This window comes from Actinomadura chokoriensis, from assembly GCF_041463665.1.
GTDB classification, from domain to species: Bacteria; Actinomycetota; Actinomycetes; order Streptosporangiales; family Streptosporangiaceae; genus Spirillospora; species Spirillospora chokoriensis_A.
On record NZ_JAXCEJ010000006.1, the window covers coordinates 58,735 to 82,081 of the forward strand.

Here is a 23,347-nt window from a genome sequence, read left to right on the forward strand (position 1 = left end):
GACCCTTACGGACTGGTGACGGGCGTCCGGGCGAACTCGGCCATGCCGTCGGCGAACGCCACCGACGGGGAGAAGTTCAGCTCGCGGCGGGCGCGGTCGGGGCGGGCGACGATGTGGCGGACGTCCCCGAGCCGGTAGCCGCCGGTGACGCGCGGAGCCGGGCCGCCGGACGCCGCGGCGAGCGCGTCGGCCATGGCGCCGATCGTGCGGGGCTCGCCGCTGGCGATGTTGTAGGCGCGCAGCCCGCCGGGCTCGGGCGGCCCCGCCGCGACCCGCTCCAGCGCCAGCACGTTGGCGCGGGCGACGTCGCGGACGTGGACGAAGTCCCGGCGCTGCCCGCCGTCCTCGAAGACCAGCGGCGGCCGGCCCTCCAGCAGCCGGGACCGGAAGATCGCCGCGACGCCCGCGTAGGGGGTGTCGCGCGGCATCCGCGGCCCGTAGACGTTGTGGTAGCGCAGCGCGGCGGCCGACCCGCCGGTGGCGCGCGCCCAGGAGGCGGCGAGGTGCTCCTGGGCGAGCTTGGTGTCGGCGTAGACGTTGCGGGGGTCGGGCGGGGCCTCCTCCCCCACGGCGCCGGGGGTGAGCGGCCGCCCGCAGCCGGGGCAGGCGGGCTCGAACCGCCCGGCGCGCAGCGCCTCCTCCGGGCGCGGCCCGGGCCGGACGGGCCCGTGGTCGGCGCAGGCGTAGGCGCCTTCCCCGTACACCACCATCGAGGACGCCAGGACGAGGGTAGCGACGCCGGCGCGGGCCATCTCGGCCAGCAGCACGGCGGTGCCCTGCACGTTCGCCGAGGTGTAGGCGGGCAGGTCGGACACGTCGACGCCGAGGCCGACCTTGGCGGCCTGGTGGCAGACGGCGTCCACGCCGGCCAGCCGCCGGGCGACCGCGGCGGCGTCGCGGGCGTCGGCGGGCGTGCCGCCGAGGCCGTCGGGCCGCAGGTCCAGGCCGCGGACGCGGTGCCCGGCGGCGGTCAGCGCCGCGGCGACGTGCGAGCCGATGAAGCCGGCCGACCCGGTGAGCAGAACGTTCATGGCGACGAACGTAGGCGGCGCGGCGCGGCCGGGACGGCGTGCCGGGCACGGTCAAGGCACCTTGTTCGAACCTTGGGAGAACTTCACCCGGCCGGGCGGGCCGGTACGGCCGGTTCAGGGCGGTGAACGGGGTTCGGGCGGTGACGGGTTCAAGGGACGACGAGCGGGGCGGGCAGCTCGACGCCTTGTCGACGTCGGCGTCGGCGGTGGAGAGGCGGAACCCGCAGGGCCGCCGCCGCGGACGAAGATCAACCTAGGATGCGAACCGGCTCCTGTCACCGTCCCCCGAGGGGAACGCATGCGTTGCGACGATCCGTTCATCACCAACGCGGAGAGGTTGCGGGGCTCGGCGCGCTGGGCGTCCACCAGCGGCCGCAGAAAGTGCGGCGGGCCGTACAAGTAGGTGACCTTGTGCTCGGCCAGCAGGTCCGCCGTGGCCGTGCCGTCCAGGTCGAAGACCTCGCTCGTCCCGCCACCAGCCGCGCCGCCGGTACTCCTCGGACACTCGCGCCTCCGTCTGAATCGCCTCGAACCACTAATTTGATGACTCATCGGGATGTTCTTGATCATACGGTTCCTTTGGCCGCAAGATCATGCTTATATCGCTCCTGTTCAACTCACTCCGGTGATCCCGGGAGTCGTACATGTCTGTGACCGGTTCCGGCACGGTCCTACGCCGATCGAGGAGGACCGCAGGTGGCGCACCGGGTTGCCGCGCGCCCAGCGCGCCGCGACCACGCTGGTGGCGTCGCCGCTCATGCGCCGGTACGGCTACGGGATGAGGAGCTGACGTGGATCTGGGACTCAGCGGCAAGGTCGCGCTCGTCACGGGCGGCTCGGCGGGCATCGGCCTGGCGATCGCCCGCGACCTGGTCCGCGAAGGAGCGACCGTGTCGATCTGCGGCCGCGACCCCGGCCGGTTGAAGGCCGCCCAGGACGAGCTCGAGGAGCTCGGCGGCACCGTCTCCACCAGGCGGCTCGACATCCTCGACACCGGCGCCGCGCGCGCCTGGGTCGACGACGTGGCCACCGAACACGGCGCCCTGCACCTGCTGGTGACCAACGCGGGCGGACCGCCGGCCGGCCCGACCGGCGACTTCGACCTCGACGGCTACCGTGCCGCTCTCGAGCTGAGCATGCTCTCCCACATCGGGCTGGTGCAGGCCGCGGTGCCGCATCTGCGGGCGGCGGGCTGGGGCCGGGTGCTGATGATCACCAGTGAGACGATCCGCCAGCTCATCCCGAAATACGCGCTGTCCGGCATCGCCCGCTCCGGCCTCGTCGGCTACGCCAAGACGCTCGTGCACGAGCTGGGACCGGGCGACATCACCGTGAACGTGCTCGCCCCCGGCTACACCGCCACGGAGCCGCTGCTGAACGGCATCACCGACGGCGACGTCGATGCCGAGCTGCACCGCCTCGCCGTGGACGCCGGCATCCCGCTCGGCCGGGTGGCCCGGCCGGACGAGGTCGCGGCCGCCGGGGTCTTCCTGCTCAGCGCCCGCGCCGGCTTCATCACCGGAACCGTCCAGGTCGTCGATGGCGGACGCTCCCTAGGGACGTGATCGTGTCCGAGGTGTCCATGCTGCTCGACGATCACGAACTCACCCGGCGCAGCCCGGGAGAGGAGTTCGCGCTCGCCCACGGCAGGAACGGCCCGAAGGCCAAGGCCCCACTGTTTGAGGTCCTCGGACGGCCGGTTCAGGGCGGTGAGCGGGTTCAGGGGGTGACGAGCGGGGCGAGCAGCTCGACGGCCTTGTCGACGTCGGCCTCGGTGGTGGAGAGGTGGAACCCGCAGCGCAGCCGTCCCGCGCGCACGGCGGCGATCACCCCGCTGCGGCGCAGCAGGTCGGCGGTGCCGTCCGGGACGTCGACCGACACGATCGCCGAGTCGCCGGGGGGCAGGCCGAGCCCGGCGCGGAACCGGCGGGCCAGCGCCACGTCGTGGTCGTGGATCGCGGCGACCCCGACCCGTTCGAGGAGTTCCAGGGCGGGGGCGTGCCCGGCCCAGCACTGCCACGCCGGGGACAGGTCCAGGCGGCGCCCGCCGCCGGCGAGCCGCAGCGGCAGCCCGTAGACGGAGTCCCAGATGTCGGCGCCCGCGTACCAGCCGGCGCCGACCGGGGGCAGCGCGTCCAGCGCCTCGGCGGTGCCGGTGAGGAAGCAGGTGCCGCGCGGGCCGAGCAGCCACTTGTAGCCGCCGGCGACGAGCCAGTCGACGCGTCCGGCGGGCAGCGGCAGCCACCCGGCGGCCTGGGTGGCGTCCAGCAGGATCCGGGCGCCGTGCGCGCGGGCCGCGGCGACGAGGTCGTCCATGGGAGCGATGCGGCCGTCGGCGGACTGCACCGCCGACACCGCGACGACGTCGGCGCCGCCGGCGACCTCCCCGGCGATCCGGTCCAGCGGCACCGACCTGACGGTCAGCTCCGGGCGGGCCGCGAACGGGAACAGCAGCGAGGTGAAGTCGCCGTCGGCGACCAGGATCCGCGTGCCCGCGGGCAGCGACGCCGCGACGAGCCCGACGTAGTAGGACACCTGCGGCCCGCACGCGACCAGTTCCGCGGGGACGCCGAGCAGCCGCGCGAACGCCTCCCGCGACCGGGTGACGGCCTCGTCCAGGGCGGTGGGGACCATCAGCCCGGCGGCCCGGTCGCGCTCGGCGGCGAGCATCGCCTCGTGCGCGGCGCGCGGGGGCAGCCCGTAGGTGGCGGTGTTGAGGTAGGCGACGCCGGCGCCGAACTCGCGCTGCGCCTCGGCGATGGAAAGGACCATGCCCCGATCCTCTCCCCCGGCCTTCCATAGCACAAAGTACGGTTTTCTGGGCTTCCCATAAATGTGGTTGATAGGTTGCGCGGATGCTCGACCTTCACCGGGGCCGGATCCTGCGGGAGGTGGCCCGGCTCGGCTCGATGACCGCCGCCGCACGGTCCCTGGCCTACACCCAGCCGGCCGTGTCCCACCACATCGCACGGCTGGAGGCCGAGGTCGGCACGCCGCTGGTGGTGCGGCACGGCCGGGGGGTGCGGCTGACCGAGGCGGGCCGGGTCCTGGTCGAGCACGTCGAGGACGTCCTGGCCCGCATGGACGACGCGCAGGAGCAGATCGCGGCGATAGCGGGGCTGCGGTCGGGGCGGGTGCGGGTCGCGGTGTTCCCGACGGCGGCCGGGGGGCTGCTGCCGGACGCGCTGGCGCGGCTGCGGGAGCGGGCGCCGGGCGTGGCGGTCACGCTGGTGGACGCCGAGCCGCCGGAGGCGCTGGCGCTGCTGCGGGCGGGCGACACCGACATCGCGGTCGTGTTCCGCTACGCGCACATGCCGCCCGACACCGACGCCCGGTTCCGGGAGGTGGTGCTGGCCGAGGACCCGCTGCGGCTGCTCGTCCCGGCCGGGCATCCCCTCGCCTCGGCGGAGCGCCCCCGGCTGGAGGACCTGGCCGCCGAGACGTGGGCGTCGGGCTGCGCCCGGTGCCGCGACCATCTGCGGTGGGCGTGCGAGCGGGCCGGGTTCGCCCCCGACATCGCGTTCGCCACCGAGGACCACGTCGCGATCCAGCGCCTGGTCGCCCGGGGCCTGGCCGTGACGACGCTGCCGGCGCTGGCGCTCGGCCTGCACACCGAGCCCGGCGTCGCCGTCCCCGATGTGCCGGCCGTGGGGAGCCGCCGCATCAGCGCGGTCGTCCCGGCCGGCCCGCGCCCGCCGGCGGTGGCGGCGCTGCTGGACGAGCTGACCGCCACCGTCCACGACGCGACCGCCGCGGACACCACTCCCCCAGGCGCGGCTACCCCGGACACCGCTCCCCGGGACACCGCCGTCTAGGAGAGGTGGCGGTGCAGGTCGGTGAGGCGGCCGGCGGCGGCGAGGACGGCCTCGGCCAAGCCGGGCAGCCGGTCGTCGCCGAACCGCACCGCCGGGCCCTGCAGCGCGACCGCCGCGAACACGCGACCGCCCCCGTCGCGGACCGGCGCGGCGACCGCGCGGACCCCGGCCAGGCGTTCCTCGTCGCTCACCGAGTAGCCCCGTTCCCGGACGCGCCGCAGGTCGGCGTCCAGTTCGCCGCGGGTGACGAGGGTGGCGGGGGTGTAGCGGCGGAACGGCTCGTCCATCGCGACCGGGGCGCCGCCGTAAGCCAGGAGCGCCTTGCCCATCGCGCACGTGTGGATGGGGTTGCGGTCGCCGGGCGGCTGGTCGTAGCGCAGCGCGTGCGCCGACGGCAGGTGCAGCAGGATCGCGACTTCGTCGCCGGCCCGCACGCCCAGGCTGACGGACTCGCCGGTGCCGTCGCGCAGCGCGGTCAGCTCCGGCTGCAGCAGCGTGGCGCCCATCCGCTCCAGCGCGAGGCGGCCGAGGATCGCGGTGGTGGGGCCGAGGAAGTACCGCTCGGTCGCCGGGTCCTGCGCGAGCATCCCGGTGGCGTGGAGGGCGTGCACGATGCGGTGCGCGGTGCTGACCGACAGCCCGAGCCGGTGCGCGATCTCGGTGGGGGTCTGCCGGGCGGCGTCCTCGAAGGAGCGGAGCACCGCCACCGACCGGTCCACGGTCTGCGTTCCCGGCTTGGGCTGCTGTGCGCCGCGCTCGCTGGTCACGCATCCCATCCTCCCACCGGACCCGGGCCGGACGACGGCCGGGCCATGGTGGGCGGGTGGCCCCCCAGACCCCGGCACGCCGGACCCGTCCGCGCTGGACCCGCAGGGCCAGGGGCCCGTCCCCGTCGCTGACGGCCCGGCACGGGATCGCGTTCGCGCTTAACCCGTGCGCGAGCCTGCTGCGCCTGTACGCCGAGGCGGGCCCGGTCGCGGTCGTCGGGACGCGCCGCCGCCCGTTCGTGCACCTGGTCTGCCCCGGCGTCACCCCGACGAGCGTGACCGCGATGCGGCCCCGCGGCGGCCTGCCCGTCGGGGTTCTGCGGCCGGGGGGCTAGCCGTCCCGCAGGCAGGCGCAGAACGGGTGCCCGGCCGGGTCGGCGAGGACCCGCCACCGGTCCTTGCCGGGCTGGAACTCCATCCGGCCGCCGCCCAGCTCGGCGACCCTGGTCTCGGCCTTGTCCAGGTCGTCGACGTACAGGTCGAGGTGGAACTGCTGGGGCCGGTCCCCCTCGGGCCACGTCGGGGCCCGGTGCCCGGGGACGCCCTGGAAGTAGAGGTCCACGCCGTTCGGTAGTTTCACGGCGGCCATCTCGGGGGTGTCGTAGGTGATCTCGCCGCCGGTGAGCGCCGCGTAGAACGCCGCGAGGGCGGGCGGCTCCGGGCAGTCGAGGGTGACGGCGGCGAACTCCGCAAGACCGGACATGGGCAACTCCTCTGTCGTTGGAACGCCCCCAGGCTTCCAGGAGAGGCTGACATCTCCTGTCAGGTACCCGGCTCCGGTTCCGCGGGGTCCGGGCGGACGGCCGCGCGGAGTTCGGCGGGATGGTCGCGCGGGCGCCGGGGCTACCGGGCGGGGGCGAGGCGGGGAGGGAAGCCGCCGGTGGCGATGGGGCCCCAGCGGTCGATGGTGACGCGGATCAGCGACTTGTCCTGGCGGCGCATCGCCTCGCGGTACTCGTCCCAGTCGGGGTGTTCCCCGGCGATGCAGCGGTAGTAGTCGACGAGGGCGTCGGCGGCGTCGGGCATGTCGATGACCTCGGCGGTCCCGTCGACCTGGACGTAGGGGCCGTTGAAGTCGTCCGACAGGACGCACAGCGAGACGCGCGGGTCACGGCGGGCGTTGCGGGCCTTGGCGCGCTCGGGGTAGGTGGAGACGACGATGCGGCCCCGCTCGTCGACCCCGCATGTCACCGGGGACATCTGGGGGGCGCCGCCGGCGCGGACGGTCGACAGGAGCGCGCGGTGGCGGGGACGCAGGAATTCGAGCAGTTCGGGACGGTCGACGCGGTTCGCGGTGGCGATCGAAGGAGCCATGAACCCACCCTAGGGAACCGGGCGCCGATGAGTTCGCGGCGGCCGCGCAGTCCGTACACGTGAGGGAACGGACCGGAGAGGCAGACCGGAGAGGGAAGGCGACGACCATGACCGATCGTGAACCCGTCGAGGCCCGCAATCTCGACATCTACGGCGCCGGCGAGCTGGCGTGGGAGACCGTCCGGGACGCGCTGGTGGAGGCGCTGCCCCGGATGGAGACCGCGGCGTTCCTCGGGACGGTCCGCCCGGACGGGCGCCCGCACTCGGCGGGCATCGGCCCGCAGTGGCGGGACGGCGAGGTGTTCTTCGTCAGCGGGCCGGGCACGCGCAAGTCCCGCAACCTGGCGGCCAACCCCGCCTGCACGCTGTCGGTGCGCACGCCGACCGGGGACGTCGTGCTGGAGGGGGTGGCCGAGCGCGTCACCGACCCGGCCGTGCTGGAGCCGGTCGCGGCCGGCTACCGGGAGGGCGGCTGGCCCGCGCGGGTGGACGGGGACGCCTTCACCGCGCCCTACAGCGCGCAGAGCGCGGGCCCGCCGCCCTGGCACGTGTACCGGTTCACCTTCCACACGGTGGTGGCGCTCAGCACGGTGGAGCCGTACGGCGCGGCCCGGTGGCGCTTCGACTCCTGACCACCGGCCCCGGCTCGATCGTCGACTTTGGTCTACGGCCCCGTCGCCGTTCGGGCGTTGGGGCGGGCGGCGGGCGGCGGCGAGACTGGCGGCATGACAGGGGGCATCTCGCTGAGCGGCGCGGCCGCGGGCCGCTGGACGCTCGACCACCACGGGCGTCGCCTGGAGGTCGAGACCGGACGCGCCGGCTGGAACCGGTTCGCGCGCCTTCGCGTGGACGGTGAGCTGGCGCAGGAGGCCACGGCCTTCCTGACGGCCGCGCTGCCGTACGGGGAGCGGTCGGTCGTCGTCGTGTTCGACGCTCTCGGCCTGGTCGACGGGCAGGCGGCCCGCTGCGCGCTGGCCGCGCCGGAACCGCGGGAGGAGGGCGGGCCGCGCGCGGAGCCGGTGGCGTTCGAACCCGCCGCGGGGACGCGGGCGGCGCGGCGGGAGGCGTTCGCGCGGGCGCGTCCCGCCCTGTACGCCTCCCGGCACGTGGTGGCGGCAGCCGGTAAGGTGCTGTTCCCGCTGCTCGGGCTGGGCGTGCTGGTGAAGGTGCTCCTCGGCATGATCCCGCGGCCGGACGTGCGGCTCCCCGACCTCGACCCGCCGTCCCCGCCCTGGCCGAGCATCCCGTGGCCGGACGTCCCCTTCCCGGACCTGCCGGACGGGTCGCTGCCGCCGTGGGTGCGGGCCGTCCTGGCGACGAAGAAGTTCTGGCTGCCCGTCCTGATCGCGATCGCCGTCGCCTCCCGGGAGGTGCGGCGCCGCAAGGACGGGCCGGCCCCCGGGGTCGGGACGGCCGCCGGGCACGGGTCAGCCGCTGAGCAGGGCGAACAGCCCGGCGCAGGTGAGCGCGACCATGACGGCCGCGACCGGGAGCTGCCCGCGCAGGGCTCCGCCCGGGGCGCGCAGGGCGAGGTCGTGCGCGGCGACGGTCCCGGCGATGTGGCCGAGGACGATGGCGTTGACCTGGACCTGCGCGGTGAGCGTCGGCCCGGCGAGGTCGTAGTCGACGCGGTTGCCGGTGGAGCCGAGCAGGTCGGCGCCCGTCCCGAACGGGTCGCTGGCGAGGATGAAGGTGGTCTGGCCTTCCAGGACGAAGAACGAGAAGTAGTGGGCGAGGGTGTAGCCGAGCGCGATCGGCAGCAGGGTCGCGGCGAACCGTCCGGGCAGGGCGGCCGGGTCCTGGCCGGTCAGCCGCGCGCTGAGCCGCAGCGCCGCGATGTAGGCGGCGGCGACGGCGGCGACCGCGGCGGCGAGGCCTAGGGTTCCGGCGGCGACGCTGGACGGGTCGACGTTGTCGCGCCAGTAGGTGGTGCGGGTGACACCGTCGAACCCGGTGGAACCGATGAGCACGCACGCGGTCGCGGCGAGGCCGGGTTCGCCGGCCCCGATCCCGGCCCCGGCCCTGGTTTCGGTCCCGGTCATGAGGCCGGTGAGCGGGGTGCGCCACACGAGCGTCCCGTCGCGGCGCCGCCCGATGGGGCAGAGCCTGGCCATGAGGCTGGAGTAGGCCTCGAACCCGTCCCCGCGGGTGAACCAGTCGCGGCCGAACCACCAGGCCAGGGCGAGGTTGGCGGCCGCGTAGGCGAGGACGAGCGTCCCGACGACGCGCGGGTCGGACCGGTTCGGCGCGACCAGTTCCAGCCACACGAACCCGGTGAGCCACGCGGCCGCGGGCCAGTACCCGAGCCGGGCCGGGAGGGGGCGGCGGCCGGACGGCGGGGTGCGGGTGGCGCGCCACAGGGCGGCGTGCAGGGTCCGCAGCGGGTTGACGCGCCGCCACACCGGCCCGAGCAGGACGCTGGCGGGGACGAGCCCCACCCAGAACGTGACGAACAGCGCCCACGGCGCCAGGTTCTCGGTCTCGGCGGGCGGGCCCGCGAGCGCGACGGCGACGACGAACACGGCCGCGGCGAGGGCCAGGAGGCGTCCGGCGAGGGTGAGGGCGGGCGCGTCCAGGACGCGGGCGAGCGCGGCCGGCAGGGGCCGCCCGGCGTCGGGGTGGAGCCGGGGCCGTTTCCACGCGGCGGTGAGCGCGGCGAAGGAGGCCGCCACCGCGATCCCGCCGCCGGCGATGGCGGCGACGGCGTCCAGGGGCAGGTCGGTGCGGCCGCCGAGCCCGTGGGCGAGGACGTGCGCACCGCCGGTCACGCAGCCGGTCACGGTCAGCCGACCTGCAGCTCGAACGCGCGGGCGCCGGAGCGGTGCAGCTCGGCCTCGAACACCCCCGGCGTCGCGGCGGTGAACCGCAGCGTGGCCGGACGCCCGGGGGTGATCTTCAGTTCGCGGTCGTAGCCGTGCAGGTGGAACTCCTCGGGGGTGTCGCCGGTGACGGTGATCTCGACGACGGCGCCGCGCGGGACCTTCACGCGCCGCTGCGCGGTGCGCGCCTTCCCTCCGGTCACGGTCACCGCGACCCGCACGACCCGCGGCCCCGGCGAGGCGGACGGGCCGGCCGTGCCCGGGACGGCGGGGGCGGGCTCCCCGCATCCGGCCGCCGCGAGCGTCATGGCGGCGGCGACCGCCCAGGCGATGGTCCGCGGCCTCATGGCGTCGCTCTCCTCCCGGTGTCCCACACCACAGATTGTGACACTAGACAATGACACATTAGAAGATGGCATACTCCATTCCGGGGGTGGGATTCGCCCCCTTCTGTTCTGGTTCCTGCGCGGCGAGGGAGCACCGGTGTTGGACCACCTGACGGGCACGGGGGCGGGGGCCGCGCTGCGGCTGGCCGCCGAGGCGCCGGCCAGACCGGCGGGCGGGGCGGCGCTCGACCAGATCCTCATCGCCTCCACCGGTGCCGCCGCCCTGACGGCGGTGCTGCTGGTCTTCGGCTGGGGGCACCGCACCGGCCGCATCACCGTGCTCACCCGGCTGGCGGACCTGGCCGAGCGCGGCCCCGGCCGCGGCACGCCGGGCTGGGCGGCGCTCCCGCTGCCGGTCGCGATGGTGTCGCTGCTGGTCGCGCTCCTCGGAATGTACTGGGACATCTCCCTGCACATCTCCCACGGCCGGGACGAGGGGCCGCTCGCCAACATCGCCCACTACCCGATCCTGGTCGGGCTGTTCGGCATCTTCACCGCCGGCGTCCTGGCCGTGGTCCTGCCGAAGGGCGAGCGGCCCGGCGCCGCGTCCGTGCGGATCACCCGGGACTGGCACGCGCCCGCCGGCGGGGTCCTGCTGGCCGGCGCCGGCTTCTACGCGCTGCTCGGCTTCCCCCTCGACGACGTGTGGCACCGCATCTTCGGGCAGGACGTGACGCTGTGGGGCCCGACGCACCTGATGCTGATCGGCGGGGCCGGGCTGTCGCTGACGGCGATGGCGATCCTGGAGCGGGAGGCCCGCGCCGCCCGCCCGGCGGCCGAGCAGCCGCCCCGCTGGATCGGCTACACGCGGCGCTGCATGCTCGGCGGCGGGCTGCTGATCGGCCTGTCGGTGTTCCAGGCCGAGTACGACTTCGGGGTGCCGCAGTTCCGGCTCGTCCACCAGCCGCTGCTGATCGCGCTGGCGGCGGGCTGCGCGCTGGTCGCGGTGCGGCTGTGGGCGGGACGCGGCGGCGCGGTGGTCGCCGTCGCGTTCTACATGGTGGTGCGGGGCGGGGTGTCGGTCCTGGTCGCCGGGGTGATCGGGGAGCTGTGGGCGGCGGTGCCGCTGTACTTCGCCGAGGCGCTGTGCGTGGAGGTCGCGGCGCTGGCGCTGGCGCGGCGCCCGCTGGCGCTCGGCGCGGTGTCGGGGGTGCTGATCGGGACGGCCGGGTTCGGGGCCGAGTACGCGTTCGGGCAGGTGGCGTTCCGGCTGCCGTGGACGCCCGACATCCTCGCCGAGGGCATGGCGATGGCGGTGACGGGCGGCGTCGCGGGCGGATTGTGCGGGGCGCTGCTGGCCGAGGGCCTGGCGGGCCGGGCGCCGCGCCCGGCGGTGGCGCGCGGGGTCTTCGCCGGGGCGATCCTGGCGGTGTCGGCGGCGGTCGCCAACGGCCTGATCATCGACGTGCCGGACGGCCGGACCGCCACGGTGACGCTCACCGGCGTCCACGGCGACGCCGCCCACCGCACCGCCGGCGCCCGGATCGAGTTCTCCCCCGCCGCCGCGGTCGACGGTCCCGCGTGGGTGACGGTGACCGGCTGGCAGGGGGAGGGCCTGCACGTCGACCGCCTGGTGCGGGAACGCGACGGCGTGTACCGGACGCGCGAGCCGATGCCGCTGCACGGCGGCTGGAAGACGCTGATCCGCGTGCACGACGGGCGGACGCTGGCGGGCGTCCCGATCTACCTGCCGGCCGACCCGGCGATCGGCGCGAAGGAGCTGCCCGCCCCGGCGGAGTTCACCCGGCCCGTGCAGAGCGAGCGGTCGATCCTGCAGCGGGAGCTGAAGACCGACGTGCCGGGCTGGCTGTGGGCGGTGTGCTCGGCGGTGGTGCTGGCGTGCACGCTGGCGCTGGTGCTGTCGCTCGGCTGGGGCGTCGCGCGGATCGCCCGCCGGCTGCCCGAGACCGCGCCGCCCCCGCCCGGGCCGTCCACCACGCCCGGCCCGCCGGGTTCGCGGGAGAAGGCCGGCGCGTGAGCGGCGGGGGCGTGCTGGCGAGCCACCCGATCATCACGGCGGTGCCGTTCTTCGTGCCCACGTTCGTCGTGGTCGCGGTGATCGCCGTGGTGATCTGGCGGGACCGCCGCCGCGGCGACGACCTCCCCTCCGGCGATCCTCCCCCTGGCGGCCCGCCCCCTCCGGAAGGCAGTGCGGCGGAGGGCACCGCATCTGAGGGCGGTGCGCCGGAGCCGTAGACTCCACTGTCATGAGCGACCGGCCGTCCCCCGTCCCGTACCTGTCGGAGCTGTTCTCGCTGGAGGGCCGGGTCGCGGTCGTGACGGGCGGCAGCTCGGGCATCGGCAGGGCGATCGCGGTGGCGCTGGCGCGGTCCGGCGCGTCCGTCGTGGTGATCGCGCGGCGGGAGGCGGAACTCGCCGCGACCGTCGCCGAGCTGGCGGGGCACGGGTGCCGGGCTGCGTCCGTCAGCGCCGACCTGGGTTCGCGGGACGCCGTCGCGAAGGCGGCCGACGAGGCCGCGGCGGCCTTCGGGGAGCCCGACATCCTGGTCAGCGCGGCGGCGGTCAATCTGCGTCCGCCGATGGACGACCTCGGCGCGGACGTGTGGGACGCCACGATGGCGGTGAACCTGGACGCGCCGTTCCTGCTCGGGCAGCGGTTCGGGCCGGGCATGGCCGGGCGCGGCTTCGGGCGGCTGATCCACATCGCCTCGCAGCAGGCGTTCCGCGCGTCGGTGACCAGCGGCGCCTACGGGGTGTCCAAGGCGGGCCTGGTGGCGCTGGCCCGGTCGCAGGCCGAGGCGTGGTCGGGCCGCGGCGTCACCGCCAACACGCTCGTGCCGGGGTTCGTGATGACGCCGCTCAACGCCCGGCTGTCGACGGACCCGGTGAAGGTGAAGGCGCTCGCCGAGCGGACCATGATCGGCCGCAACGGCGTCGCGGACGACTTCGCGGGCGCGGCGGTGTTCCTGGCGTCGGCGGCGTCCGGCTACGTCACCGGGCAGTCGATCTTCGTGGACGGCGGCTTCTCCGCCCACTAGGGGCGCCGGTCCCACAGCCCGGTGGCGTCGACGGCGGCGGCCGGGTCGGCGGCGTGCACGATCCCGCCGGCGGGCCGCCCCTCGCCGTCCAGGACGCGCCATCCGCCGAGCTGCACGACGGGGATCCGTCCCGCGCGCAGGGCCAGGGCGATCTCCGACAGCGTCCCCCAGGACCCGCCGACGGCGATGAGCGCGTCGGCGGCGTTGACGATGACGTTGTTGCGGGCCTGCCCGAGGCCGGTGGGGACGGCGACGGTGAGGTCGGGCCCGGCGGCGGCGCGGTCGGCGGCGGGCAGCACGCCGACCACGGTCCCGCCGGCGGTGCGGGCGCCGGCCGCGGCGGCGGCCATCACCCCGCCGAGCCCGCCGCAGACGACGACGGCGCCGCGCCCGGCCAAGAGCCGCCCGGTCTCGTAGGCGTGGTCCCATTCGCGTTCGGTGCACTCGCCGGGCCCGCACACCGCGACCTGGACGGCCATGGCGGCGCTACTCCGCGCCGTGCCGGGCCGCGATCTCGTCGATCACGGCGGCGAGGCCGAAGTCCTTGCCGGTGAGGCCGCCGGCGCTGTGGGTGGACAGCGTGAACGTCAGCGTGCGCCAGCGGATGTCGATGTCGGGATGGTGGTCGGCGTCCTCGGCGGCGCGGGCGACGTCGGCGACCACGTCGATCCCGGTCAGGAACGAGGGCGCGGTCACCCGCCGCCGGATCGCCTCGCCGTCCCTGTCCCAGGCGGGCAGGTCGCGCAGGCGCTCGGTGACGGCGGTGTCGTCGAGCGTGTCGGCCATCGGTCACTCCCTGTTCGTCGGCGGCGGCGACCTTCTCTCCTTCACTCCCCTCCCGGCTCCCTTCCCACTCCCTCACGCCCGGTCATCCCGCGCCGGAGGTCAGGTCGTACAGGACGGTGCCGTCCACGGTGGTGGCGGTGAAGTTCGCGGTGACCCAGGCGCTGATCTTCTGGGCGGCGTCGCTGCCGCTCTGGGCGCGCATCATCATGCCGCCGCCTCCCGTCCCGATGAAGTAGTGGATCCTCCCTCGGCGGACGAGGCTCTGGAACTGCGCGAGGGTCGGGGCCGGGTCGGTGCCGTTGAACCCGCCGACGGCCATCACCGGCTCGCCCGCGGCGAGCTGGTGGCCGGCGGCGGTGTTGGACCCGACGGCCGCCGCGACCCAGGTGTAGGAGCCGGCGTCCGCCTTCAGCGCGGACGTCACGGCGCCGCTCGGTGTACCGGCGTCCAGCAGACCGCCCGGCCCACCGCCGCCGCCGGGCCGCCCGCCCGGTCCCCCGTTCGGTCCCCCGCCCTGGGGCCCGCCGGGGCCGGCGGGCATGCGGCCGCGGCCGTTGCCCGGCTGGAAACCCTGCCCGAATCCCTGGGGCGGCGGGCCCGCGGCGGGGCCCCTGTTCCAGCCGCCCTGCCCGCCGCGCCCGGGACGACCGCCGGGGCCGCCGCGCCCCGGCCCGGTGGACGTGGCGGGCCCGGCGGTCACGATCGCGCCGGTGTGCGGGGTCCGGGCCGTCTCGGCCGCGTAGGCGGCGGGCCCCGCGAGGCCGGACAGGACGGCCAGGGCGACGACGACGCCGAGGACGCGCCCGCGCATCAGCCGCGCCGCCGCGAGACCGGCCGCCGCGACGAGCCCGGCGGCGGCGATCGCGGGCGCGAGCCAGGGATGCCAGTCCGGGGACCGCCCGAGGAGCGCGTACGCCCACAGCGCGGTGACCGCGACGGTCGCGGGCAGGATCGCGGCGCCCTCGGCGGTGCGGCGGCGTTCCCACGCCAGCGCGGCGCCCATGCCGGTGAGCGCGGCGATCGCGGGGGCCAGCGCGACGATGTAGTACTCGTGGAAGATGCCCCGCATGAAGCTGAAGATCGCGGCGGTGAGCAGCAGCCATCCGCCCCACAGCGCCAGCGCGGCGCGGGCGGGGTCGGTGCGGGGCGCGCGGCGCGTCGTCCACAGCCCGGCCGCGAGCAGGAGGAGGGCGGCGGGCAGGAGCCAGGAGATCTGGCCGCCGATGACGGACCCGAACATGCGGCCCCATCCGGCGTCCTGGTCGAGGTTGCCGAGGCCGCCGGTCTCGTCGCCGTTCAGGCGGCCGAGCCCGTTGTAGCCGAGCGCCAGTTCCAGGACGGAGTCGTGCTGCGACCCGCCGATGTAGGGCCGCGACGACGCGGGCACCAGCGCGACCACGGCGCCCCACCACCCGGCCGACACCAGCAGCGCTCCCCCGGCCGCGGCCAGCTGCCACAGCCGCCGCCGGACGGGCGTGGGCGCGGTGACCAGGTAGAGCAGCGCGAACACGGGGACGACCAGGAACGCCTGCAGCATCTTGGCCAGGAACCCGGTGCCGACGCAGGCGGCGGCCAGCAGCAGCCAGCGGGTGCTCGCGTCCTCCTGCGCCCGGATCGTCGCGTAGGCGCCGAGGACGAGCAGCAGCACCAGCAGCGCGTCGGGGTTGTTGAACCGGAACATCAGCGCGGCGACGGGTGTCAGCGCGAGCGCGGCCCCGGCGAGCAGCGCCGCCCAGGCGGGGAACCGGCGCCGGACGGCGGCGTGCAGGACGCCGACGGTCGCGACGCCCATCAGCGCCTGCGGGACGAGGATGCTCCAGGAGTTGACGCCGAAGACGCGGGCGGTGAGGGCCATCGGCCACAGCGCGGCCGGGGTCTTGTCGACGGTGATGGCGTTCGCGGCGTCGGAGGAGCCGAACAGGAACGCCTTCCAGTTGGTGGCGCCGGCCTGGACGGCGGCGGAGTAGAACGCGTTGGCCCACCCGGACGCGCCCAGCCCCCACAGGTACAGGACGGCGGTCGCGGCGAGCAGGGCCAGCAGCGCCGGCCGGGCCCAGGCGGGGTCGGCGGCGGGGCCGCGCAGGATCCGCCGCGGGAGGCCGCCCCGCCCGCGCGGGGTGCGGTGCGCGGGCGGGCCGGCCGGGATGGTGGAGGTCATGTGCCCTTTCCTGCGGGTCAGCCGAGCCGGTACAGCCCGGTGCCGGTGGTGTCGCCGGTGGTTTCGGAGGACGAGCCGTACTCGGTCGCGCTGACCGGGGTCCCGTTCTTCTGGACCCAGGCGGTGACGTCGGAGCCCGCGCCACCGCCCGGCCCCATGCGGCCGCCGAGCATGATGTAGCGGAGCTTGCCGTCCTGCACGTACCGCTGGAGCTTGGCGACGGTCATGGCGGGGTCGCTGCCGGTGAAGCCGCCCATGGCGATGACGGGCTGCCCGGTCCGCAGGATGATCGAGGACGCCTCCTGGGCGCTGGAGACGGCGACGAGCCAGGTGGCGCCGCCCCGGTTCTTCTCCAGGTAGCTGATCAGCTTCGCGTCGGCCTGCCCTCCGGGCCCGCCGCCGAAGCCGCCGGGCCCGCCGGAACCCATGCGCGGCCCGCGCCCGTTCTGCCCGCCGCCGTTCTGGCCGGGCCCGTTCTGGTCTCCGGTCTGCCAGGGGGGACGCTGCCCGCCCGGCCCGTCCTGCCCGTCGGGTCCGCCTGCTCCGCCGGGCATGGCTCCCGGGCGCCCGGACGGCATGCCCGGCGGAGCGGACGACGGCCCGCCGCGCCCGCCGGGCATGCCGAAGCCGTTCCCGGTGGAGGGCCCGGCCAGCGGGTTGGTGGCGTTGGGCGTGGTGGAGGCGGCCGAGGCGGCGTAGGCGCCGGGCCCGGCCAGGCCCGCGACCGCGGCGAGCACGAGACCCGCGACGGCGGCGCGGGGTCCCGCGCGGCGGACGAACCGTCCGGCCAGGAGCGCGGCGACGGCGAGGACGGTGGCGGCGACGACGAGCCACCGCAGCCATGGGTGCCAGTCGGGGGTGCGGTCCAGCAGGACGAACGCCCACGCGCCGGTGGCGGCGATCCCGGCGGGCAGCGCCCACGCCCATGCCGCCGACCGCCGGTGCGCCCGCAGCAGCAGGACGGCTCCGCCGCCGGTGAGCGCGGCGACGGCGGGGGCCATGGCGGTGGAGTAGTAGGGGTGGAAGGTGCCCTGGGCGAAGCTGAAGATGACGTAGTGGACGGCGAGCCATCCGCCCCACAGGATCAGCGCGGCGCGGGCGGTGTCGGTGCGCGGGCGGCGCCGCAGCAGGACGAGCCCGGCGGCCAGGGCGAGGACGGCGAACGGGATGAGCCAGGAGATCTGGCCGCCGAGGATGTCGTTGAACAGCCGTCCGGCGCCGGCCTGCCCGCCGAATCCGCCGCCGCCTCCGGGGCCGCCGCGCCCGCCCGGTCCTCCGCCGTTCTCGCCGAAGACGCGGCCGAGGCCGTTGTAGCCGATGACCAGGTCCCATGCGGTGCCGTCGGTGCTGCCGCCGATGTAGGGGCGGGATCGGGCGGGGACGAGGTCGACGATCAGTACCCACCACAGCGAGGACGCGGCGAGGACGGCGCCGGCGGCCAGCAGGTGCAGCACCCGCCTGAGGATCCCGGGGCGGGCCGCGACCAGGTAGGCCAGGCCGAACGCGGGGACGACGAGGAACGCCTGCAGCATCTTGGTGTTGAAGCCGCAGCCGACCAGGAACGCCGCCAGCAGCAGCCAGCGCAGCCGCCCGGTGCCGTGGCCGGTGTCATGCCCGGTGTCGCGTTGGGTGTCGCGCTCGGAGTTGCGCCCTGTGTCGATGGCGCGCTGGCAGGCCCACGCGGCGGCGACCAGGAGCAGGACGAGCAGGGTGTCGGGGTTGTTGTCGCGGTTGATGGCGACGGTGATCGGGGTGAGGGCGAGGACGCCGGCGGCGGTGACGGCGGCGGCGTGCCCGAACGCCCGCCGGACCGTGGCGTACAGGACGGCGACGGCGGCGACGCCCGCGATGACCTGCGGGAGCAGCAGGCTCCACGTCCCGAATCCGAGGACGCGGGACGACAGCCCCATGACCCACAGCGCCATGGGAGGCTTGTCGACGGTGATGTAGGAGCCGGCGTCCAGGGCGCCGAAGAAGAACGCCTTCCAGCTCTGGGTGCCGCTCTTGACGGCCGCGGAGTAGTAGGTGTTGGCGTTTCCGGCGTCCGACAGCCCCCACCCGTACAGCAGCGCCGCGGCGATCAGGACGGCCCACAGCGCGGGCCGGGCCCAGCGGGGGTCGTGGTCGGGTCCGAGGAGCAGCCTTCGCAGGCGCCCGGACGCGGCCGGGGCCCGCTCGCCGGCGGGCGCGGGGGCGGTGGCGGTCATGACGGTGTCCCTTCGGTGCTCTCCCCGGCCGCGGGGACGCGGCCGCCGCCTCCGGTGCTGCGGCGCGGGTGGAAGATCCAGGCGCGCATCAGCAGGAACCGGACCAGGGTGGCGACGGCGTTGGCGGTGACGAGCGCGGCGATCTCGACGGCGCGGGACGCGCCGGGCGCGGCGGCGTGCAGCAGCGCGAGGCCGCCGGTGCTGAGGGCGAGGCCGAGCAGGAACGCGGCGCCGCCTTCGAGCTGGTGGCGGAACGCGTCGCGGGTCCCGGTGACGCCGAAGGTGAAGCGCCGGTTGGCGGCGGTGTTGGCGACCGTGGTGATGACCAGGGAGACCGCGTTCGCCGACAGCGGCCCGGTGACCAGGCGCAGCAGGACGAACAGGACGAGCTGCGCGATGGTGCTGATGACGCCGATGACGGCGAAGGCGGGAAGCTGCCGCCGCATCCCGGCGGGCAGCTCGACGGCGGGCCGGCGGCGGACGGCGGGGGCGCCGAAACCGCCGGTGAGGATGCGGCGGGCGACGCGGGCCATGCCGCGCAGGTCGTCCAGGGCGGTGCGCAGCACGTCGACGCGGGAGTCGGGGTCGTCGACCCAGTCGACGGGGACCTCGTGGATGCGCAGGCCGCCGCGCTCGGCGAGCAGCAGCAGCTCGGTGTCGAAGAACCACGCCTCATCCTCCACCTCCGGCAGCAGCGCCTGCACGATCTCGGTGCGGGCGGCCTTGAAGCCGCACTGGGCGTCGGTGAAGCGGGCGGCGAGGGCGGTGCGCAGCAGCAGGTTGTAGCAGCGGGAGATGACCTCGCGGCGGGGCCCGCGGACGACGGCGGAGCCGCGGGTGAGGCGGGAGCCGATGGCCAGGTCGCTGTGCCCGGAGACGAGCGGGGCGATCAGCGGCAGGAACGCGTCCAGGTCGGTGGACAGGTCGACGTCCATGTAGGCGACGACGTCGGCGTCGCTGGTGCCCCACACGTGCCGCAGCGCCCGGCCGCGTCCCTTCTCCTCCAGCCGGACGGCCCGCACGCGCGGGAGCCGCGCCGCCAGATCCTCGGCGATCCACCAGGTGGCGTCGGTGCTGGCGTTGTCGGCGACGGTGATGCGGAACGGGTAGGGGAACGTCCCGGCGAGATAGGCGTGCAGGCGTTCCACGCTCGCGGCCAGGACGCGTTCCTCGTTGTGGACGGGGACGACCACCTCGACCAGCCGTCCCCGACCCCCGTGTCCGTGCGGGGACGGCGGCGGCGCGGCGGGCGTGCCCCGTTCGGTGATGAGGTGACTCATGGAACCGAGGTTCGGCGGCGGGTGTGGGAAGCCGGTGAGGCACCGATTAACGCGGCATGAGAATCACCGGCGGCGGGGCCCGCGACGGGTTCGCGGGCCGGCGTCGACCAGCGTCAGTCGGGGGGTGCGGGGGTGCCGGGGAGGTGGACGCGGGCGAGGGTGCCGCCGCCGGGCGCGGGTTCGAGGGCGACGCGCCCGCCGGACTCGGCGACGACGCGGGCGACGATGGACAGGCCGAGCCCGGAGCCGGGCAGGCTCCGCGCGGACGGGGATCGCCAGAACCGCTCGAACACGTGCGGGAGGTCGGCGGCGGGGATTCCGGGGCCGTGGTCGCGGACGGTCAGCTCGCCGCCGGCGAGGCGGACGGTGACCGTGCCGCCGGGCGGGCTGAACTTGACGGCGTTGTCGAGGAGGTTGACGACGGCGCGTTCCAGGGAGGCGGGGTCGCCGAGAACGTACCAGGGGCCGGCGTCGGACTCGACGGTGAGGCCGGGGCCGCGCAGCCGGGCGCGTTCCACGGCGCGGGCGACGACGTCGTGCATCGGGACGGTCTCGTGGACGGGTTCGGCCTCGGCGGGCCGGGCGAGTTCGAGGAGGTCCCCGACCAGGCTGGACAGTTCCCGCATCTGGGCCTTGACGCTGACGAGCAGGTTGTGGCGGGCGGCCGGGGGCAGGTCGCGGCCGGTGGCCTCCGAGCGCAGCAGCAGGTCGATGTTGGTGCGCAGGCTGGTGAGGGGGGTGCGCAGCTCGTGCCCGGCGTCGGCGATGAGCTGCTGCTGGTGCTCGCGGGAGGCGGCCAGCGCGGTGGTCATGGTGTTGAAGGAGCGGCTGAGCCGGGCGATCTCGTCGGTGCCCTCCTCGGGGATGCGGGTGTCGAGGTCCTCGGTGCGGGCGATGTGCTCGACGGCGCCGGTCAGCTCGTCCACCGGCCGCAGCGCCGCGCGGGCGATCATGAGGCCGGCGCCGGCGGACACCAGGACGCCGAGGGCGGTGACGGCGGTGAGCAGCAGCGCGAGGTTCTCCAGCGGCCCTTCGACCTCGTCGAGGGAGATGGCGTAGGAGACGGCGGCGGTGGTGCCGTCGGCGGCGCGGAAGGACCGGGTGAGGACGCGGACGTGGTCGGCGGCGCCGGCGGGGGTGACGCCGGCGCCGTCGTGGTAGACGAAGCCGCGTTCGCCGCGGGCGACCTCGGCGTCGGCGGCGGTGACCTCCAGGGCCCCGGCGCCGGGCACGGTGCAGCGGCGCCCGTCGGCGTTGACCAGCTGCACCATCTCGTAGGGGCCGGGCGGCGGGTTCGCGCTCCCGGCGGGGGTCTGCGAGCAGTGGGCGAGGGCGTCCTCGAACTGCCCGGCGATCCGCGGCCCGCGGAACGGCCCGTCGTGGCCGGGTCCGCCGGGCGGGCCGCCGGAGGTGACGGCCAGGCGCCGGTCCAGCTCCTGGTACAGCTGGTTGCGGGTGAGGAGCCATCCGGCGCTGGCGCAGGCGGCGACGGCGAGCGCGACGGCCGCCGCGGTGAGCAGCGCCATGCGGGCGCGCAGGGTGAGCCGCCGGGCCATCGGGGCCCTGGTCGCTCCGGGAGGGGGCGCGGGCGCCCGGCGGTTCATGGGGACGCCGCCGTCCGCAGCACGTATCCGACTCCGCGGACGGTGTGCACGAGCCGCGGCAGCCCGCCGGCCTCGGTCTTGCGCCGCAGGTACATCACGTACACGTCCAGGGAGTTGGAGGCGGGTTCGAAGTCGAACCCCCAGACGGTCTCCAGGATCTGCTCGCGGGTGAGGACCTGCCGGGGGTGGGACAGGAACATCTCCAGCAGCATGTACTCGGTGCGGGTCAGCTCGACGGGCTTGCCGGCGCGGGTGACCTCGCGGGTGACGGTGTTCATGCGCAGGTCGTCGAAGACCAGCACGTCCTCGCGGCGGGCCCCGGCGGGGCCGGCTTCGAGTTCGGTGTTCATGGCGGTGTTCATCGCGGCGTTCATGGCGGTGCGGCGCAGCAGGGCCCGGACGCGGGCCAGCAGCTCGTCCAGCTCGAACGGCTTGGCGAGGTAGTCGTCGGCGCCGGCGTCCAGGCCGGTGACGCGGTCGCCGACCATGTCGCGGGCGGTGAGCATCAGCACCGGCATGGTGGCGCCGAGGGCGCGCAGCCGGCGGCAGGTGGTCAGGCCGTCCATCCTCGGCATGAGGACGTCCAGCACGACCAGGTCGGGGGTCTCGCGCTCGACCTGGTCGAGGGCCATGACGCCGTCGGCGGCCGCGGCGACCCGGTACCCCTCGAACTCCAGGCTGCTGGACAGCGACTCGCGGACGGCGGGCTCGTCGTCCACGACCAGTATCCGCGCGGGCGCGCTTCCCCGGGTGCCGGCCTCCATGCACTCACCGTAAACAGTGCCGGTGGGCGGCCCGTTCACCGGACGGCGTTTCTCATGCTTCTCTCAGGATCTTCTGAGCGGCGGTTCAGGAGCCGGGCGGCGGTTCCACGGTGACCTCGGCGGTGACCTCGGCCCACACGTCGCCGGTCTCCTCGCCGGTCTCCTCGCCTGCACCGCCGGCCGTGTCCTGGCTCGTCCCGTCGGCCGCCTTCTCGCCGCCCGTCCCGGTCCCGGTGCGGGTCTCGACGACGACGGTGGCCTTCACGGGCCCGGGGCGGGTTGCGGTGGTCCAGGTGGTCTTGGCGACGTCCAGGACGACGTCGCGGGATACGTCCAGGATCATGCCGCGCAGCTGCTCCTTCATGGCGAGCCTGAGCGCGTCGCGGAGCAGCTCGCGCAGCGCGGCCTCCATGGCGGCGGTGGCGGCGCCGGCCGCGGCGCGCGCGGCCAGGTCGCGGGCGGTGCGGGCGAGCGCGCTGCCCCGCGCGGCGGTGAGCAGGTCCCCGGCCGCCCGGGCGGCCGGGGCCCCGGCTGCGCGGGCGGCCAGGCCGCGGGCCGCGCCGGCCAGGGGCGCCAGGTCGCCGGCCAGCCCGGTGTCGCGGGCGGTGTCGCGCAGCGCGGCGGCGAGGTCGCGGGCGGCCTGCTCGGCGGTCTCGCGGACGACCCGGGCGACGACGTCGCGGCCGGCGATCATGGCGGCGTCCACGGCGGCCTCGGCGACGGTGTCGATCGCGGCGTCCACGACGGCCTTGGTGGCGGCCTGCACGACGGGCGCGGACGCGGTGCGCCCGGCGACGTCCAGGGCGGTCGCGGTCGCGGCGCGGGCCAGCTGGCTGCGGACGGCGAGGCGGCGCGCGGCGACCGCCATGGGGTGCTGCGCGGCCTGCTCGGCGAGGAGCATCGCGGCGGTCGCCGCCTCGAACGCGCCGGCGGTCGCGGGGTTGGCGGCCGCGGCGGCGCGGGCCTCGGTGACGGCCCGTTCGGCGGCGCCGCGCGCGGCGCGGACGGCGGCGTCCCGGGCGGCCTGCTCGATCGCCCGCATGGCGGGCGTACCGGACACCTGCTCCAGGATCCGGGTCGCGGCGAGCGCGGCGGCGTCCCGGGCGGCGTCGCGGAACGGTTCCCCGGCCTGGGCGGCCAGCCGCGCGGCGGACGCGGCGGCCGGGGCCAGCCCGTCCCAGATCTCCTCCAGCCGCTCGGCGGCGGCCCGGTCGGCCCGCCCGGCCCGCTCGGCGAGCCCGTTGTCCTGCTGCTGGTCCTTGTCCTGCACGGCCTCGCCCCTCGTCGCGATCGCGATCCGCCCCCAAATCACCATAACTTCCGTTCGGCGCTGTCACTCCCCCGGACGGCGTCCGGTTACGTCGGACCGTCGGCGCGGCTCGACTGCGCGGATGGAGGGCCGATCGCGGTGGCGGCG

At 76.0% G+C, this 23,347-nt stretch carries 24 protein-coding genes; 8 read left to right on the plus strand and 16 right to left on the minus strand.

Going from position 1 to position 23,347, the window contains the following annotated elements:
• Window positions 1–5: 5 nt before the first annotated feature.
• Complete coding sequence (locus SM418_RS12435) at window positions 6–1,031, minus strand: NAD-dependent epimerase/dehydratase family protein (RefSeq protein WP_371945622.1); 1,026 nt, start codon at window positions 1,029–1,031, stop codon at window positions 6–8.
• A 625-nt stretch (window positions 1,032–1,656) separates the two neighbouring features.
• Between SM418_RS12435 and SM418_RS12440 the strand changes: the two genes are divergently transcribed.
• Window positions 1,657–1,821: a hypothetical protein gene (locus SM418_RS12440; protein ID WP_371945621.1), complete on the plus strand. Its 165-nt coding sequence runs from the start codon at window positions 1,657–1,659 to the stop codon at window positions 1,819–1,821.
• Window position 1,822: 1 nt separating this feature from the next.
• On the plus strand, window positions 1,823–2,596 hold the full coding sequence (locus SM418_RS12445) for an SDR family NAD(P)-dependent oxidoreductase (RefSeq protein ID WP_371945620.1): 774 nt from the start codon (window positions 1,823–1,825) through the stop codon (window positions 2,594–2,596).
• 154 nt (window positions 2,597–2,750) lie between these two features.
• On the opposite strand, the gene SM418_RS12450 is transcribed toward SM418_RS12445, so the two are convergent.
• Complete coding sequence (locus SM418_RS12450) at window positions 2,751–3,803, minus strand: aminotransferase class V-fold PLP-dependent enzyme (RefSeq protein ID WP_371945619.1); 1,053 nt, start codon at window positions 3,801–3,803, stop codon at window positions 2,751–2,753.
• An 83-nt stretch (window positions 3,804–3,886) separates the two neighbouring features.
• On the opposite strand from SM418_RS12450, the gene SM418_RS12455 reads away from it, so the two are divergent.
• Window positions 3,887–4,846, plus strand: a complete 960-nt coding sequence (locus SM418_RS12455) for a LysR family transcriptional regulator (protein ID WP_371945618.1) — start codon at window positions 3,887–3,889, stop codon at window positions 4,844–4,846.
• Here the strand turns inward: SM418_RS12455 and SM418_RS12460 are convergent.
• Window positions 4,843–5,613: an IclR family transcriptional regulator gene (locus SM418_RS12460; RefSeq protein ID WP_371945617.1), complete on the minus strand. Its 771-nt coding sequence runs from the start codon at window positions 5,611–5,613 to the stop codon at window positions 4,843–4,845. The genes SM418_RS12455 and SM418_RS12460 overlap by 4 nt on opposite strands.
• A 56-nt stretch (window positions 5,614–5,669) precedes the next feature.
• Between SM418_RS12460 and SM418_RS12465 the strand changes: the two genes are divergently transcribed.
• A complete protein-coding gene (locus tag SM418_RS12465) occupies window positions 5,670–5,948 on the plus strand; it encodes a hypothetical protein (RefSeq protein WP_371945616.1) in 279 nt (92 codons plus the stop codon).
• On the opposite strand, the gene SM418_RS12470 is transcribed toward SM418_RS12465, so the two are convergent.
• Both SM418_RS12470 and SM418_RS12475 read right to left on the minus strand, forming a co-directional pair.
• Window positions 5,945–6,316 (minus strand): VOC family protein, encoded by a 372-nt coding sequence (locus SM418_RS12470; protein ID WP_371945615.1) that lies wholly within the window; start codon window positions 6,314–6,316, stop codon window positions 5,945–5,947. The two genes, SM418_RS12465 and SM418_RS12470, sit on opposite strands and share 4 nt — an antisense overlap.
• A 140-nt stretch (window positions 6,317–6,456) precedes the next feature.
• A complete protein-coding gene (locus SM418_RS12475; protein WP_371945614.1) occupies window positions 6,457–6,927 on the minus strand; it encodes a PPOX class F420-dependent oxidoreductase in 471 nt (156 codons plus the stop codon).
• 107 nt (window positions 6,928–7,034) lie between these two features.
• Between SM418_RS12475 and SM418_RS12480 the strand changes: the two genes are divergently transcribed.
• Entirely contained in the window at window positions 7,035–7,559 is a 525-nt protein-coding gene (locus tag SM418_RS12480) for a pyridoxamine 5'-phosphate oxidase family protein (RefSeq protein WP_371945613.1), read from the plus strand.
• Window positions 7,560–7,591: 32 nt separating this feature from the next.
• Here SM418_RS12480 and SM418_RS12485 read toward each other — a convergent pair whose 3' ends face one another.
• Genes SM418_RS12485 through SM418_RS12495 form a run of 3 tightly spaced genes read right to left on the minus strand, consistent with a single transcriptional unit; the run spans window position 7,592 to window position 10,093 of the window.
• Window positions 7,592–8,311 (minus strand): hypothetical protein, encoded by a 720-nt coding sequence (locus tag SM418_RS12485; protein WP_371945612.1) that lies wholly within the window; start codon window positions 8,309–8,311, stop codon window positions 7,592–7,594.
• 43 nt (window positions 8,312–8,354) lie between these two features.
• Complete coding sequence (locus tag SM418_RS12490) at window positions 8,355–9,707, minus strand: hypothetical protein (protein WP_371945611.1); 1,353 nt, start codon at window positions 9,705–9,707, stop codon at window positions 8,355–8,357.
• Between the two features lie 2 nt (window positions 9,708–9,709).
• Window positions 9,710–10,093 (minus strand): cupredoxin domain-containing protein, encoded by a 384-nt coding sequence (locus tag SM418_RS12495; RefSeq protein ID WP_371945610.1) that lies wholly within the window; start codon window positions 10,091–10,093, stop codon window positions 9,710–9,712.
• 136 nt (window positions 10,094–10,229) lie between these two features.
• Between SM418_RS12495 and SM418_RS12500 the strand changes: the two genes are divergently transcribed.
• From SM418_RS12500 to SM418_RS12510, 3 genes are read left to right on the plus strand one after another with little or no spacing between them, the layout of a single operon-like run.
• On the plus strand, window positions 10,230–12,110 hold the full coding sequence (locus tag SM418_RS12500; RefSeq protein WP_371945609.1) for a hypothetical protein: 1,881 nt from the start codon (window positions 10,230–10,232) through the stop codon (window positions 12,108–12,110).
• Window positions 12,107–12,328 carry a hypothetical protein gene (locus SM418_RS12505; protein ID WP_371945608.1) on the plus strand — a complete coding sequence of 74 codons (222 nt, stop codon included), beginning with the start codon at window positions 12,107–12,109 and terminating at the stop codon, window positions 12,326–12,328. Before SM418_RS12500 ends, SM418_RS12505 begins: the two co-directional genes overlap by 4 nt.
• Window positions 12,329–12,339: 11 nt before the next feature.
• A complete protein-coding gene (locus SM418_RS12510; protein WP_371945607.1) occupies window positions 12,340–13,131 on the plus strand; it encodes an SDR family NAD(P)-dependent oxidoreductase in 792 nt (263 codons plus the stop codon).
• On the opposite strand, the gene SM418_RS12515 is transcribed toward SM418_RS12510, so the two are convergent.
• The 8 genes from SM418_RS12515 to SM418_RS12550 form a co-directional block, all read right to left on the minus strand.
• Window positions 13,128–13,610 carry a TIGR00725 family protein gene (locus SM418_RS12515; RefSeq protein WP_371945606.1) on the minus strand — a complete coding sequence of 161 codons (483 nt, stop codon included), beginning with the start codon at window positions 13,608–13,610 and terminating at the stop codon, window positions 13,128–13,130. The two genes, SM418_RS12510 and SM418_RS12515, sit on opposite strands and share 4 nt — an antisense overlap.
• A gap of 7 nt (window positions 13,611–13,617) precedes the next feature.
• On the minus strand, window positions 13,618–13,917 hold the full coding sequence (locus SM418_RS12520; RefSeq protein ID WP_371945605.1) for a 4a-hydroxytetrahydrobiopterin dehydratase: 300 nt from the start codon (window positions 13,915–13,917) through the stop codon (window positions 13,618–13,620).
• A gap of 82 nt (window positions 13,918–13,999) precedes the next feature.
• Window positions 14,000–16,075 carry an ArnT family glycosyltransferase gene (locus tag SM418_RS12525; RefSeq protein WP_371945604.1) on the minus strand — a complete coding sequence of 692 codons (2,076 nt, stop codon included), beginning with the start codon at window positions 16,073–16,075 and terminating at the stop codon, window positions 14,000–14,002.
• A 17-nt stretch (window positions 16,076–16,092) separates the two neighbouring features.
• Window positions 16,093–18,282 (minus strand): ArnT family glycosyltransferase, encoded by a 2,190-nt coding sequence (locus tag SM418_RS12530; protein ID WP_371945603.1) that lies wholly within the window; start codon window positions 18,280–18,282, stop codon window positions 16,093–16,095.
• Complete coding sequence (locus SM418_RS12535) at window positions 18,279–19,562, minus strand: bifunctional glycosyltransferase family 2/GtrA family protein (RefSeq protein ID WP_371945602.1); 1,284 nt, start codon at window positions 19,560–19,562, stop codon at window positions 18,279–18,281. The genes SM418_RS12530 and SM418_RS12535 overlap by 4 nt, the downstream gene beginning before the upstream one ends.
• Before the next feature lie 113 nt (window positions 19,563–19,675).
• The gene (locus SM418_RS12540; protein WP_371945601.1) at window positions 19,676–21,118 is read right to left on the minus strand and encodes a sensor histidine kinase; all 1,443 of its coding nucleotides are present in this window, start codon (window positions 21,116–21,118) and stop codon (window positions 19,676–19,678) included.
• Window positions 21,119–21,162: 44 nt separating this feature from the next.
• Window positions 21,163–21,930 carry a response regulator transcription factor gene (locus SM418_RS12545; RefSeq protein ID WP_371945600.1) on the minus strand — a complete coding sequence of 256 codons (768 nt, stop codon included), beginning with the start codon at window positions 21,928–21,930 and terminating at the stop codon, window positions 21,163–21,165.
• A gap of 85 nt (window positions 21,931–22,015) precedes the next feature.
• Window positions 22,016–23,245, minus strand: a complete 1,230-nt coding sequence (locus SM418_RS12550; protein WP_371966069.1) for a hypothetical protein — start codon at window positions 23,243–23,245, stop codon at window positions 22,016–22,018.
• Between the last annotated feature and the right edge of the window lie 102 nt (window positions 23,246–23,347).